Below are 15306 nucleotides of genomic sequence, written 5' to 3'. Positions count from 1 at the left end.
TTATAAATAAATTCATCGAGATGCGGGCAGATAGCCATTCCGAGATGGAGGACCATTCCGGGTCGGGCGCCATTTCGGGCTGGATCTGCGTTCGGGGGCGCCGTTTCGGACGGCGGCGTTCCTCGGGTGATGATCGAGCATGGGATTCGTCTCTGAACCGGAACTTGAGCGCACCCGAGGGTTCCCGGGAATAAAAGCATCTTGTTTACAATATCGTTTCGATTGTCGAACAACAACGTCTCAGACCGGCGAGATATTGGTGAAAGGGAATATTATCGAGGGGGGCCATAACATTTTTCAGCACGATCCGCCTGCCTTGGTACCCACCGGCGTTCCGGTGGGGAGCGGCCACCGTTCGAGCGCCGCATTCGTCCTGTCCACCCCTATGGAGCTTGCTTGGAGGATCAACATGGCAAACCGCACCTTCACCTCGGAAGAGCGCGCCTACTTGGAGTCGCTTCCTGCTGTGGCCGCGGTGGGCGATGACACGATCTCGTATGCTCCCGAGTTCAGGAACGCATGCATGGAGCGCTACTATGCAGGCGAATCGCCTGCGGCGATCTTCCGCGAGGCGGGGCTCGACCCGGCATTCATCGGCTATAAGCGCATCGAGCGCTGCATAGCGCGTTGGCGAGGACCCAAAGACCCGGCCTCCTCGACATCCGACATCAAGGTTGCCGCCGAGCAGCGCGATATACGACAGCAGAATCGCGACCTCAAGACGCGCGTTGCGGCGCTCCAAGGGCTGGTCGAGCTTGCTGATGCTCGGAACATCCATGTGGTGCGCAAGTCGCTCCGCTTCGAGCTCATCGACCGGCTGCACGAGGAAGACCCCGATTTCGCCATCTCCACGGCGTGCGAGGAGCTCGGCGTCTCGGTAGGCGGCTACTACCGGTGGAGAAATGCGCGAGGGGAATAGCAGCCAAGGCTTCGGAAATCCGACAATATCGAGCTGATGGGTGGTGCCGCGGTCTGCGAAGCGGTACTGCGACGTGCGAAGCGGTGCTGCGATTCGTGAAGCGATGGCGCGATGCGCGAGGTGGCGTTGCGAACGGTTAAGGAAGCCGGTGGAAGGCTTCTAGAGCATGCGCGAAATCCGCGCGTTTTAGGATAGCCGCATGATGATGGGGTACAACGAGATAATGCGTCCATCCATGACCGCGCCATGCTGCTAGGAAGGCTTCTCGTGCTCGAACTCAAAGGCATCACCAAAGACTATCCATCGGGCGATTCGGTCGTCCACGCGCTCAAGGGCATCTCGGTCACGTTTAGGGACAAGGAGTTCGTGAGCATCCTCGGCCAGTCTGGCTGCGGCAAGACGACGCTGCTCAACATCATCGGCGGGCTCGACCAGTACACCAAGGGCGACCTCGTCATCAACGGCCGTTCCACCAAGAGCTACCTCGATCGCGACTGGGATACGTACCGCAACCATTCCGTGGGCTTCGTGTTCCAGAGCTACAACCTCATTCCGCACCAGACAGTGCTCGCCAACGTGGAGATGGCGCTGCTGCTCTCGGGTACGCCCAAGGCCGAGCGCCGCCGCCGTGCAGAAGAGGCCCTGCGCCGCGTGGGCCTGGGCGAGCAGCTCAAGAAGCGGCCCAACCAGCTCTCCGGCGGACAGATGCAGCGCGTGGCCATCGCCCGCTCCCTCGTGAACGACCCCGAGATCATTCTCGCTGACGAGCCGACCGGAGCGCTCGATACCGATACCTCCGTCGAGGTCATGGAGATCTTGAAGGAGCTCTCCCGCGATCGGCTCGTCATCATGGTGACGCACAACCCGCAGCTCGCGGAAGAGTATTCCGATCGCATCGTTCGCATCAAGGATGGCCTCATCACCAGCGACTCCGATCCGGTGGACCCGGTGCGTGAGCGTCTCACCCAAGAGCAGATCCAGGCGCACGCCGTGGCGGATGCCCGCAAGGGGAAGCGGTCGATGAGCTTCCGCTCGGCGCTCTCGCTGTCGTTCACCAACCTCATGACCAAGAAGGGGCGCACGTTCCTCACGGCGTTCGCGGGGTCGATCGGCATCATCGGCATCGCGCTGATCCTCTCGCTCTCGGACGGCGCGCAGAACTACATCACCGAGACCGAGGAATCCACCATGGGGAGCTACCCGCTCACCATCAACGCCACCAGCATGGATATGGCGAGCATGATGACCTCCATGATGGGATCGAGCGACGAGATAAGCTCTGCGAACACCTCGGGTGCGATCGAGTCCAAGGATCTGGTGACCGACATGGTCTCGGGTGTGGCAAACGGCGCCACCGAGAACGATATGGAGGCCATCAAGGCGTGGCTCGAGACGAATCCCGGTGACATCCAGAGCCTCGTAACCGATATCGAGTACGGCTACGACACCCCGCTCAACGTCTACGCGTCGGACACGAGCGACGGCGCGGTGCAGGTGAACCCCGCCACCGTGCTGGACTCGCTCGGCATCGCGATGGGCGACACCCAGACCGAGATGCTCACGAGCATGTCGGGCGGCGGCGGGACGGCCTACGACGTGTGGACCGCGCTGTTGCCCAACCGCGATACCTGGGAGCGCGACTACGACGTGGTGGCAGGCCGCATGCCCGAGGCATGGAACGAGGTCGTGATCTACGTCGACCGCAATGACCGCATCTCTGACTACACGCTCTACGCGCTGGGCCTTATGGACCAAAGCGAGCTGCGCGGCATGATGGCGGACGTCATCGCGGGCGAGCGGGTCGAGGCGAGCGAGACGACCACCTACACCTACGACGATCTCATGTCGCTCACCTTCAAGCTGCTGCCCGAGAGCGCGAAGTACGCCGAGCAGGCGGACGGTACCTGGGCGAACATGAGCGAAGACGACGCCTACATGCGCGAAGCCGTGGACGCGGCCGATGAGGTGCGCGTGGTGGGCATCGTGCGGCCGAGCGAGGACAACGCCAGCGGCAGCAACTGGGGTGCGGTGCTCTACACGCCCGAGCTCATGGAGCACCTCATCGACGAGGTCGATGCGAGCCCGGCGGTCCAGGCGCAGGAGGCAGATCCCACGACGGACATCTTCACCGGCCTGACCTTCCCCGACGACGTGAGCTTGAACCTCTCCATGGAGGAAATCGAGGCCATGATCGCCCAGATGCCTGGTGACCAGGGAGCCCAGCTGCAAAGTTACGTGGACGGCTTGCGCGAGGACGGCATGAGCGACGAGGACATCGCCGCGGCGTTCTCCGAGCAGATGGCCGCGCAGACCGATAACGCAACCTACGAGGGCAACCTCGAGATCCTGGGCAAGGCGGACCTCGACGACCCGGCGAGCATCAACATCTATCCGATCGACTTCGAGGCAAAGGAGCAGATCGACGCGCTCATCGACGAGTACAACGAGCAGATCCGTTCCGCTGGCGAGGGGACCGAGATCCAGTACACGGACATCGTGGGGATGCTCATGTCGAGTGTGACCGACATCGTGAACGCCCTTACCTACATCCTCATCGCGTTCGTGGCGATCTCGCTCGTGGTGAGCTCCATCATGATCGGCATCATCACCTATATCAGCGTGCTCGAGCGAACGAAGGAAATCGGCATCCTGCGCGCCATCGGCGCGAGCAAACGCGACGTGAGCCGCATCTTCACGGCTGAGACCTTCATCATCGGCCTGGTGAGCGGTGCTCTGGGCGTGGGGATCACGGTGGCGCTCGACATTCCGGTGAACATGATCATCTACCAGGTGGCGGGGGTCGAGAACCTTGCGGCGGTGCCGTTGGGGCCGGGCATCGCGCTCGTGGTGATCTCCGTCGTGCTGTCGTTGGCGGCGGGCCTGGCGCCATCGCGCATGGCGGCCAAGAAGGATCCCGTTACGGCGCTGCGCACGGAGTAGATGCGCCGGCCTCGTGGGCGGCGCGCCCGCGTATCGAGTTCGCCATTCTGCCGCGCGCGGCGTCACGGTGCGCGCTGGGCGAAATGTGCGAAAGATGCTCCCGCGCCGAGGGTAGGCTAGTCCGTAACGTATGAGTTCGGTGCGCGTGCGGCGTGCCAGCTGCGCGGGCGCCTCCACCTCACAACCGGTTGCGGCGCCCCCGGGCATGCCACGCGCCCCCTTGGACGAAGGAGGCTGCCATGGGTGCGCCCAAAACCGGTGATGTAAGGAACGTGGTTCTCGTAGGCCAAGGCGGGGTGGGCAAGACCTCGCTCGCAGAGGCCATGCTCCACCTTTCCGGCAAGACCGCCCGTCTGGGCGGCCACGCGGGCACCAAGCCCACGCTCGACTATGATGCCGAGGAGGTCAAGCGCGAGTTCTCCATCTCGACCTCCATCGCGCCGATCGACTGGAAGGGCGTCCGCATCAACGTCCTCGATGCCCCGTGCTACCCCGATTTCATCGGCGATGCCTATGCCGCGATGAGCGTGTGCGAGACAGCGCTCTTCGTGGTCGATGCAGCCGAGGGACCGCAGCCCACCACGGTGAAGCTGTGGTACGCCGCCGAGGACCTGCGCCTGGCACGCGCGGTGTTCATCAACCGTATCGACAAGGAGAACGCCAACTACGACTCCTGCATGAAGGAGCTTCGCGAGCGCTTCGGCATGCGCCTGGGTGCCGTGACGCTGCCTTGGGGCACCGGCGAGGACTTCGAGGGCGTCATCGACGTCGTGCGCATGAAGGCCCGCCATTGCGAGGGCGTCACGCAGACCGAGTACGACATCCCCGAGGAGTATCGCGCCGCCGCCGAGGAAGCACGCGAGCAGCTGTGCGAGGCCGTCGCCGAGGCCGACGACGAGCTCATGATGAAGTATCTCGACGGTGAGCCGCTCACCCAGGAAGAGATCGAGGGCCTGCTGTCCGAGGCAATCGCCAAGCGCCTGTTCGTCCCCGTGTTCGTGGGCTCGTGCACCAAGGAGCTCGGCATCCACTCGGTCATGGACGATGTGGCCACGTACTTCCCGAGCCCCACGGATTACGGCGAGATGCCGCTCTTTGACGGCGACACGCTCAAGATTTCGGCAGAGGACGACCGCCCCGTGGCCTTCGTCTTCAAGACCTTGAACGATCCTCAGCAGGGGCGCATCAGCTTCCTCAAGGTGCTCACCGGCACGCTCACACCCGGCATCGAGCTCACCAACGCGCGCACCCGCAAGGGCGAGCGCCTGGCGCACCTGTATGTGATGTGCGGCCGCGAGCAGACCGAGGTCGGCAAGGCCGAGGCGGGCGACATCATCGTTACGACCAAGATCTCCGCTGATACGGGCGACACGCTCTCCGTCTCCGGCAAGATCGAGGCGGCTGCCTTCCAGTTCCCCAACAGCCAGTACCGCATCGCCATCGAGGCCGAGAACCGCTCCGACGAAGACAAGCTCTTCACGTTCATCGACCGCGCCTGCGAGGCCGACCCCACGATGAAGATCGAGCGCGACGAGGAGACCGGCCAGACCATCATCTCCGCTGTGGGCGAGGCGCAGGTGTCCGTGCTGCTCAACCGCTTGGAGGAGCGTACCAAGGTCGCCGCGCACATCGTGCCCATCCGCATCCCGTACCGCGAGACCATCCGCCGCGTGGCGAGCGCCCAGGGCCGCCACAAGAAGCAGACCGGCGGCGCCGGGCAGTTCGGCGACTGCTACCTGCGCGTTGAGCCGTTGCTCGACGGCACCGACTACGAGTTCGTGGACGAGGTCGTGGGCGGTCGCATTCCGCGCGCGCTGATCCCGGCCGTGGACAAGGGCGTTCAGGAGACCATGAAGGAAGGCGTCATCGCCGGCTACCCGCTCACGGGCATTCGCGTGGCGTGCTACGACGGCTCGTATCACCCGGTCGACTCCAACGAGATGGCATTCCGCGCCGCCGCGCGCATCGCGCTCAAGAAGGCATGCGCCGACGCCGACCCCGTGGTGCTCGAGCCCATGGAGAACATCACGGTCACGATTCCCGAGAGCTACGCTGGCGCCGTGATGGGCGATGTGTCCGGCTCGCGCGGCCGCGTGACCGGCATGGATACCGACGAGCGCGGCAACACCGTGGTCACCGCCACCGTACCGTACGCCGAGCTCGTGGACTACGCCACCCGCCTGCGCTCCATCACGCGCGGCACGGGTGATTTCACCATGGAGCCTGCTGGCTACGAGCAGGTTCCCTACGACGTGCAGAAGCACCTCGTGGAGTTCTACGAGGAATCTCGCTCGCAGGGACGCTAGGCGCATCCACGCGCTAGCTGGATCCGCGCCTTACAATCGGCGCGTCCTCGACGCCGCAGGCAGCGACTCGCCTGCGGCGTCTTTTTATGTGGACAGCGCTGCTAGCGCGCACCTTCGCATAGCGGTTGACGGATAATCTCGACAGGTTCCGTGTACCTGGTCTTGTTGCGGTATGCTTGAACGCCGTGAAACGCCAGAGGCGGTGCGCAACGCCGGGCAAAGAGGTCTCCGGGCTCGCAAGTGGTGCCGGCTACCTCCCATGCTCGATACGAAAGGCATGTGCTGCCGGCGTTCTTCCGCGCAGAAAGGGCCTGCATGAGCTCATATGTGAACAACATCCGCGTCGCGGTCCTCCTCTTCCCGCTGCTCTCCGCGTTGTTCTCGCTGCCGTATGCGATCTACCAGTACCGCAAATACGGGAGCATCTCGTTATGGAAGACGTTTATGGTCTTCTCCTTCATCTTCTACCTCATGTGCGCCTACTTCATGGTGATCTTGCCGCTTCCGGCCGACCGCACCATCCTGATCCCCTCCGCGCAGCACCCCCAGCTCCATCCGCTGAGCTTCCTCGACAGCTTCACGATGGCGGACTTGCGCAGCCTCGCCTCGTTTAGCGGGGTCATCGCCTTTCTACGCCGTCAGGATGTCTACACGGTCTACTTCAACGTGCTACTCACCGTGCCATTCGGCCTATACATGCGCTATCTGTTCCATCGCAAGTGGTGGCAGACGCTCATCGTGGGCTTCTGCCTTTCGCTGTTCTTCGAGATCTCGCAGCTGAGTGGTCTGTTCGGTATCTACGAGCATCCGTACCGACTCTTTGATGTGGACGACCTCATCACCAACACGACCGGTGCAATACTGGGCTTCTGGGTATCGATTCCGCTGTGCCACTTCCTACCCGACCTGCGCGAGGTCGACGAGCGCTCCATCGTTCGCGGGTCCGTGCACACGTCCTTCACGCGCCGCCTCATCGCGTTCGCGATCGACCTTGTGGTGACGGCCGCCGTTCTCTGGGCGTGGCACACCTTTATCGCTGGTGGATCGACCTGGCGTTATGATACGCTCGCGGGCCTGCTCGTTTCCACGGGAGTCGCATTCATGCTCATCCCCTGCATCACCCGCGGGCAGACGGTCGGGCACATGGTGCTCAGGCTGCGCGTGGTGCGCCCTGATGGCGACAGCGCGACGTGCCTTTCCTACATAGCTCGCTACGGCCTGCTGTTTTGGGTGTTCCTGCTGCTCCCCGTTTGGGTGAGCGCGCTGTATCCCACGCAGGGCATCACCGTGCGCATGTGGGTCGACGAGTACGCGGTGGGCGCGGATACCGTCGAGGCGATCCTCTCGTCCGTCTACATCACGTGGTTCGTCACCATCGCGCTGCGCGCGGTGATCTCGGCGTTCAAGCACCCGTTCGTGATGCTCAACGGCGTGATGACCGACACGCGCGTGATGTCCGAGGCCCAGGTCGAACGCCTGCGTGCTGCCCGCAACGCCCAGAGCCTCGCCGACGAGCTGGCAGAAAACGACCTAGGCGCTTCAAGCGTGGACGACGCATTCGACACATCGTTCGACAGCGTGTATTCCGACGAGCTTGATTCCGAGATCGATGAGGTTCGTGCCGAGGACGAGTAGCTCAGGTCGAGGAGTTTTCCCGTGAGTGCTGGCCGAAGAGGGCCGCTCGGAGGATGGTTCTACGCGGAACGACGCGATTTCCGCTGAAATGGCCCTATTCCTGCATCTCGACGATCATCCCACGAGAAATGGCCCTATTCCTGCATCTCGACGAATAGTTATATAGATGAATTTCACCGAGATGCTGCCAGATAGCCAGAATCGGTCTCCAGAAGGCCGAAATTGGCTATCTGGCGGGATCTCGATTTTCGACTCTTGCTCGAGGTCCGGCAATTTAGACGTTTGTAACGCACGGCACGATTTGTCGGTGTTGTGGTGGCTGGTCGTGCCATAATGGCAAAATCGCGAGTTCAGGAAAGGGGCGCAGTAATGACGAGCGATTTCAGCGACAGTGTGACTCGGTGCGCGAAACGGGAAGACGGCGGGCGCGTGGGTGTCGGGCGCCTGGATGTCGGGTGCGCGGGCGGCAGGCGCGCACGTGGCAGGCGCGTGGATACCGGGCATACGGGCGATGGGCGCGTGGACAGCGCCGCAGATGATACCCTGCATGAGGAGTGCGGCGTCTTTGGCGTATGGGCACCGGATCGCGACGTGGCGCGGCTCGCGTACTTCGGCCTCAAGGCGTTGCAGCATCGCGGCCAGGAGTCGGCGGGTATCGCGGTGGGCGACGGCGGCACCGTCATGGTGCGGAAGGACCTGGGCCTCATCGACCAGGTGTTCAGCGACGCCGACCTCTCCACGCTCACCGGCCAGCTCGCCGTTGGGCATGTGCGCTACGGCACGGCTGGAGCCAAGAGCTGGGAGGCAGCGCAGCCGCACCTCTCGACCATCAACGACGTCATCATCGCGCTCGCCCACAACGGCACCCTGGTGAACACCGACGAGCTGCGGAGACAGCTCATCGACCTGGGCGTTCCCTTCCTATCCAACTCCGACTCAGAGGTCGCGACGAAGCTCATCGGCTACTTCACCCAGCGCACGAAGCATCTGCGCGAGGGCATCCGCAAGACGATGGAGCTCATCCGGGGCGGCTACGCCATGACCCTCATCAACGAGCAGGCGCTCTATGCCTTCCGCGACCCTTACGGCATCAGGCCGCTCGTGCTCGGCAAGCTGCCGGCAGCCGAGGACGGCGATTCCCAGGAGCCGGCTACTGAGGGCTGGATCGTGGCATCGGAGACCTGTGCCCTCGACATCGTGGGTGCCGAATATGTGCGCGATATTCGCCCTGGTGAGATTCTGCGCATCTCCGCAGAGGGGCTCGTCTCCGAACAGGGGGTGCCTGCGGCCGCCGAGTCTGCCGAATGCATCTTCGAACAGGTCTATTTCGCTCGCCCGGATTCGATCATGGGCGGCAAGTCCGTCTACGCTTGTCGTTACGACATGGGCCGTCGCCTCGCGCTCGAAGCGCCGGTTGAGGCAGATATGGTGATCGGCGTGCCGGACTCGGGCCTGCCGCCGGCGGAGGGTTACGCGCACGAGAGCGGCATCCCCTTCGGGGAGGGCCTCATCAAGAACCGCTACGTTGCGCGCACCTTTATCCAGCCCACCCAGGAGCTTCGCGCCATGGGCGTGCGCATGAAGCTCAACCCGCTGCGCGACAACATCGCCGGCAAGCGCCTCGTGGTGATCGACGACTCCATCGTGCGCGGCACCACCATGGTGCAGCTCGTGAAGATGCTCCGTCAGGCCGGTGCGGCCGAGGTGCACGTTCGCATCAACAGCCCCGAGGTCGTGTGGCCGTGCTTCTATGGCATCGATACCGACGTGCAGGCGCAGCTCATCAGCGCGAACAAGTCGGTGGAGGAGATTCGCGCCTACATCGGCGCCGATTCGCTGGCGTTCCTCTCGGTCGAGGGGCTGCTCGCCTGCGTGCCCCAGATCGGCGAGCCGGTGTGCGGCGGCTGCGCGGAGCGCGGGTACTGCACAGCATGCTTTACGGGCGTCTACCCCGTGGCGATCCCCGACAGCTTTGGGCGCGACAAGTTCATGCCCGGCTACGACCCGCTTAACTTCACGACGCCCGAGCCGGTGAGCGGGCACTGCGTTACCGAGAAGGAGCGCGATCGCAGCTGGGAGACCGCTCACGGCGAAGCATAAGCCGAACAAGCCGGCTCATCGCGTCCTCAAGACATATCGCTTACGTCACTTACGTCACTTACGTCATGCGACGTGACGTAAGTGACGTTAGTTGTGATATAAGTGAGGTGGTGCTGCTGATGACGCTTCCGAGCTTTGTGAGGTGCATGAGACATGGGACTTCCTACGAGCATAAAAACCTTGCTACGCGGGGGTGTCGTTGAATGGGCGCGCATCGAGTTCAAAACCACGTGGGATCCGCAAGCTTCTCTCAAGACCATTTGTGCCTTTGCTAACGATGTGGACAATTGGGGCGGCGGTTACCTTGTGATCGGGGTCTCACAGCAGGATGACGGTACCCCAGCTCAACTGGTTGGCGTCCCGCCTGAGAAGATCGATACCTATCTCAAAAACATGCTCAATGCATGCAAGCTTATCCAGCCCAGCTACATGCCTATTACCGAGGTTGCTGAATACGAGGGAAAACTCTTCATCGTTGCCTGGGCACCTGGGGGAAGTACGCGGCCGTATTCATCGCCCAAGCATATCGGTTCAAAGCAAAGTTCGCGTATACACTGGATCCGCCGTATGGCGAGCACGATCGAGCCGACGGTGGAAGATGAGAGAGACCTCTATAACCTGGCAAACAACGTGCCATTCGACGACAGGGTCAATCATGCTGCCGAGTTATCCGATCTCAGCCTGCCCCTCATCGAGAGCTATTTAAATGAAGTGGGGAGCTCGCTGTACCGCGAAGCGGCCTCGATGGATTTTAGTGAGCTATGCCGCAGCATGAATATCGCTGATGGCCCAGACGAATACATCAAGCCAAAAAACGTCGGGCTGCTGTTCTTTTCGATGACGCCCGAGGTCTGGATGCCATATACGCAAATCGATATCGTCGAGCTTCCAGAAGGCGAGGCGGGCGACATCATCCGAGAGCACACATTCAAAGGCCCGCTGCACCATCAGCTTCGTGACGCCTTGCGTTATTTGAACAACTACATAATCGTTGAAGAGGTAGTTAAGCACTCAGATGTGGCGGAAGCGGAGAGGCATTTCAACTATCCCTATGCGGCGATAGAAGAAGCGCTCTCCAATGCGGTGTACCACAAAGGATATGATTCGCGTGAACCCATTGAGGTTCGCGTGCTTCCCGATCGCATTGAGATCCTGAGTCATCCCGGCGCTGACCGCTCGATTAGCATCGAGAATCTTAAGCAGTTCAGGGCGGTAAGCAGACGGTATAGGAATCGTCGTGTGGGTGAGTTTCTAAAGGAGCTACATCTCACCGAGGGGAGAAATACCGGATTCAGGACAATACTCAAAGCCCTTCGTTCAAATGGATCTCCAGATCCCCTGTTCGAGACAGATGAGAGCCGAATCTATTTCCTGACGACGATTTATGCGCGTAAGAGCTCGGAGGGTGTTCCTAACACGACCGCCGCGACTGATGAGGTCAACGAGCGTCGTCGTGCAATGCTCCGGTATTTGGCAAAACACCCGTCTGCTAGCCTGTCGGTGGTTGCTCGCGAGCTAGATGTATCGCGTAGCACGGTTGATCGAGATGTGCGCACATTGAAGCTCGAAGGGCGCCTGCGGCGCACGGGCTCTACCTCCAATGGGGCATGGGAGGTGCTTGCCTAGCGGTTGCGCGCGGCGAAGCGTGCTCGGACATCGGGCGGATTATGGCTGTCGTTGGGTCGGACCGCCGAATGCCTCTAACGTCACTTACGTCACTTACGTCATGCGGGGTGACGTTAGTGACGTTAGTTGTGAAGGAGCGCAGAAAGGCTGTCCGCGATTCTGGAGACACTCCTTTGGACGTGTCGTGTTCTGAGTGTTGCGGCATGCGGCCATCGTCGTGTTGGCCCTCATACCCTGCTATCATCATGAGCAGGTAAAACCCGTTCACGAAAGGACCGCCGATGAGCGAGACCCCGAAGCACGTAACGTACGAAGACGCGGGTGTGGATACCGCCGAAGGCGGCCGCGCGGTCGATGCGATCAAGCAGATGGTCGCCTCCACCAATCGCTCTGAGGTCATCGGCGGCATCGGTGGCTTTGGCGGCCTGTTCTCCGCTGCTGCGCTCAAGGACATGGACGATCCCGTGCTCATCTCGGGCACCGATGGCGTGGGCACCAAGCTCGTGCTCGCCCAGATTCTCGACCGGCATGAGACCGTGGGCCAGGACTTGGTCGCCATGTGCGTGAACGACATCCTCGCTTCGGGTGCTGAGCCGCTGTTCTTCCTCGACTACATCGCCATCGGTCACATCGAGGCCGACCACATGGCAAAGATCGTGAAGGGCGTGGCCGACGGCTGCAAGCTGGCGGGCTGCGCACTCGTGGGCGGCGAGATGGCTGAGCATCCTGGCGTCATGCGCCCCGATGACTACGACCTCGCCGGCTTCACCGTGGGCGTGGTCGATCGGCCCAAGATGCTCGACCCGGCGAACGTTTGCGCCGGCGACGCGATCATCGGCCTGCCCTCGACCGGCGTGCATTCCAACGGCTACTCACTGGTGCGCAAGGTCATCGGTGTGGACGGCATCGTCCCCGGCACGCCTGAGGCTGCTGCGAAGAAGGCCGAGCTGGAGCAGCCGCTTGCTGAGCTCGGCGGTGCGACGCTTGCCGACGCCCTGCTCGAGCCTACGCGCATCTACGTGAAGCCCGTGCTCGAGCTGCTGCGCGGCGGCGCGAAGGTCCACGCGATCGCGCACATCACGGGCGGTGGCATCACCGAGAATCTCAACCGCGCGCTCGCGCCGGACGTCGACGCCGTGGTCACGCGCGACGGCGCCGCGATGGGCTGGGACGTCCCGCCCGTCATCACCTATATCTCCGAGCACGCCGGGCTTACGCCCGCGGAGGCGTGCAAGACCTTCAACATGGGCGTCGGCATGTGCATCATCTGCGCTCCCGAGGATGAGGCCTCCATCACCTCGGCGCTCGAGGCTCTGGGTGAGCATCCGTTCCGCGTGGGCACCTGCGTGCCCGGCTCCGGTGAGGTGAGGTATTCCGATGACCGATAAACCGCTGAACAGCAGCGACGAGTATCGTAGGCTGGTCGAGGAGGCCGGCCTTCCGCCCGAGGCGCTGCCGCGCGATTTCTTCTTTTCGAGCGATGTCGACGGCGAGCTCTCGCGCGCGCTTGCTGACGCGCAGGGCAAGATCGACCGTCGTCCGCTTGCGCCGGGAAACAACGAGGTCCAAGCTGCCCGCGCTGCCGCTCGCGAGACGGGCGCGCTCGCTCCGCTCAAGATCGGCGTGCTCATCTCCGGGTCGGGTACTAATCTGCAGGCCATCATCGACCGCATCGCGGACGGTTCGCTCAACGCCGAGATCGTGCTCGTGGTCTCGAGCCGCCCGAGTGCAGCCGGTCTCAAGCGCGCGGCGGATGCCGGCATCCAGACGCTCGCCCTCTCCAAGGACATCTATGCCGATCCATGGGATGCCGACGAGGTCATCGCCACGGAGCTCAAGCGCGCCGGTGCCGAGTACATCGTTATGGCGGGCTATATGCGCAAGGTCCATGAACCGTTGCTTGCGCTCTGGCCCGACCGCGTGGTGAACATCCATCCCGCGCTGCTGCCGAGTTTCCAGGGTGCGCATGGCATCCAGGATGCCTATGAGCGCGGGGTCAAGGTGACCGGCGTGACCGTGCACTTTGCTAATGCCGTGTACGACCAGGGGCCCATCATCGCGCAGGAGTCGGTGCGCGTGGAGGAGGGCATGACCTTGGACGAGCTGGAGGCCGCCATTCACGCGGTCGAGCATCAGCTCTATCCTCATGTGGTAAAGCTGCTCGTTGAGGGCCGTGTCCACGTGAACGATGACCGCACGGTCTCGATCTCGTAGGCACTATCTAGTCGGAGCAAGAGTCCGCCTTGAGATCAGACGATGCGCATGCATTAAGGTGACGCGCTTGCTTCCAGGTGGCGCGGCTGATCAAAGGGGTTTTTCTCCAAAACGGCCATTCGCCCGCATCTCGGTGCGTCTAGATCTGGCTTCATTTCTTCGAGATCCCGCTGGATGGACAGAATCGACCTCCAGGAGGCCGAAACCGTCCAATAATCGGGATCTCGATTTCTTGCGGCATTTCGAGATGCGGGAACATGGACGTTTCAGGGCTCGCCGCATTGCCGATTCCCGCGAGCGGGAATCTCGGCCATAGTTTTCAACATAATCCACGGTTTTGCGAATGTACGGGGAGTAACGCTCGTTCACCCGCCGTTTCCTGCCGCTTGCCGACGGAGGTTTTCCACAGGCAGCAGCTCTCGAGGACTTGAGCTGCTGTGTAAGATTCCTGTTTGACCGCTGAAAGCTGTTGATAACATCATCGCAGGTCAAATGGCCTATCCTTGTTCCCACGAATAGATTTCAAGGGCGGGATTCTAAGGGTGGGGTAGATGGCGCATGCGGTAGACATACGGCTCTCGGGCATGCTCGATGCAGCGGAGTGCGCCGCGCGCTGTCTCGTGTTGACCTTGCAAGCAGACCAGCGAGCGGCGCATCGCAGGGACAGGGAGATCCTATTTCTGGCTCCGCGGATCTGCGTGCGAGCGGTGTACTGGCGCAAGCTCGGTCCCAAGCAAAAGGTCATCCATCTTGCGCGAGCACTTGCTGAGATTCATCCAGACTGGATGTTCACGCACACAACGGCTGCCGTGCTCCACGGGCTCTATGTTTCATACGCAGACATTCAAAAAGAAGGGAAGCCCCTGCTTCATGTGCAGGGGAAGAGTGAAACACTCGTCTATCCAGAGTTCACGGTCAAGTCCGGGCTCTTTCTGCCGGAGATCCGGGTGAAAAAGCAGGTTCTGGGCGTCCCGGCGGCAGATGCGATGACCACGGCGCTCGAATGCGCGTGCTCGCTGACGTTTCCGAAAGCACTTGCCATTGCGGATTCGGCAGACCGCTTCTACGGGCTTGGGCGCGGAGCGATGCTCAGCGTGATCGAGCAGTGCGGAAGAGGCATCCGAGGCATCAAGACCGCGCGCAGGGCCTTCTCGCACGCGAACCCGGCGAGCGAGAACGGCGGGGAGTCCATTGCGCGTGGCGTGATGATCGAGGAAGGATTCCAGGAGCCGTTGGTTCAGGTGCACGTCATAGACTGCATCGACGGCGAGGAATATCGCACAGATTTCGCTTGGATGGATGAAGTGCGTGCGATTGCGTTCGGCGAGCTTGATGGCCAGGAGAAGCTGATCAACGAGGAGATGCGGGCAGGTAGGAGCGTTGCTCATGCTGTCCGCGATGAGCGCCTGCGCGAGTCGCGTCTCACCATCAACGGGGTCAAAGTGGTTCGCTTCACCATGGAGATCGTCGAGAACAGGCAGGCCTTCACGAACCCGCTCGATGCATACGGCATTCCTCGCGTTAGGTGATGGAGGGCAGGCAACGCCGGGGCTGATGGATTTTGAG

Annotated in this window: 9 protein-coding genes; all 9 read left to right on the top strand. The window is 62.1% G+C overall.

What is annotated here, in order from left to right:
- Window positions 1–409 precede the first annotated feature (409 nt).
- The gene (locus C1717_RS09765) at window positions 410–919 is read left to right on the top strand and encodes an HTH domain-containing protein (RefSeq protein WP_102372968.1); all 510 of its coding nucleotides are present in this window, start codon (window positions 410–412) and stop codon (window positions 917–919) included.
- 267 nt (window positions 920–1186) lie between these two features.
- A complete protein-coding gene (locus C1717_RS09760) occupies window positions 1187–3859 on the top strand; it encodes an ABC transporter ATP-binding protein/permease (RefSeq protein WP_102372967.1) in 2673 nt (890 codons plus the stop codon).
- Window positions 3860–4098: 239 nt separating this feature from the next.
- Window positions 4099–6165, top strand: a complete 2067-nt coding sequence (locus C1717_RS09755; protein ID WP_102372966.1) for an elongation factor G — start codon at window positions 4099–4101, stop codon at window positions 6163–6165.
- Window positions 6166–6480: 315 nt separating this feature from the next.
- Window positions 6481–7800 (top strand): VanZ family protein, encoded by a 1320-nt coding sequence (locus tag C1717_RS09750; RefSeq protein WP_102372965.1) that lies wholly within the window; start codon window positions 6481–6483, stop codon window positions 7798–7800.
- 369 nt (window positions 7801–8169) lie between these two features.
- Window positions 8170–9900, top strand: a complete 1731-nt coding sequence (purF, locus tag C1717_RS09745; protein WP_102372964.1) for an amidophosphoribosyltransferase — start codon at window positions 8170–8172, stop codon at window positions 9898–9900.
- 153 nt (window positions 9901–10053) lie between these two features.
- A complete protein-coding gene (locus C1717_RS09740) occupies window positions 10054–11526 on the top strand; it encodes an ATP-binding protein (protein ID WP_102372963.1) in 1473 nt (490 codons plus the stop codon).
- A gap of 281 nt (window positions 11527–11807) precedes the next feature.
- Window positions 11808–12914 carry a phosphoribosylformylglycinamidine cyclo-ligase gene (purM, locus tag C1717_RS09735; RefSeq protein WP_102372962.1) on the top strand — a complete coding sequence of 369 codons (1107 nt, stop codon included), beginning with the start codon at window positions 11808–11810 and terminating at the stop codon, window positions 12912–12914.
- Between the two features lie 229 nt (window positions 12915–13143).
- The gene (gene purN / locus C1717_RS09730) at window positions 13144–13740 is read left to right on the top strand and encodes a phosphoribosylglycinamide formyltransferase (protein WP_245859714.1); all 597 of its coding nucleotides are present in this window, start codon (window positions 13144–13146) and stop codon (window positions 13738–13740) included.
- Between the two features lie 551 nt (window positions 13741–14291).
- Complete coding sequence (locus C1717_RS09725; protein ID WP_102372961.1) at window positions 14292–15269, top strand: hypothetical protein; 978 nt, start codon at window positions 14292–14294, stop codon at window positions 15267–15269.
- Window positions 15270–15306 lie beyond the last annotated feature (37 nt).

The organism is Enorma phocaeensis (assembly GCF_900186505.1).
Lineage (GTDB): Bacteria > Actinomycetota > Coriobacteriia > Coriobacteriales > Coriobacteriaceae > Enorma > Enorma phocaeensis.
Note: the sequence above shows the minus strand (reverse complement) of the source record. Positions and strands in the feature narration are given on the sequence as shown.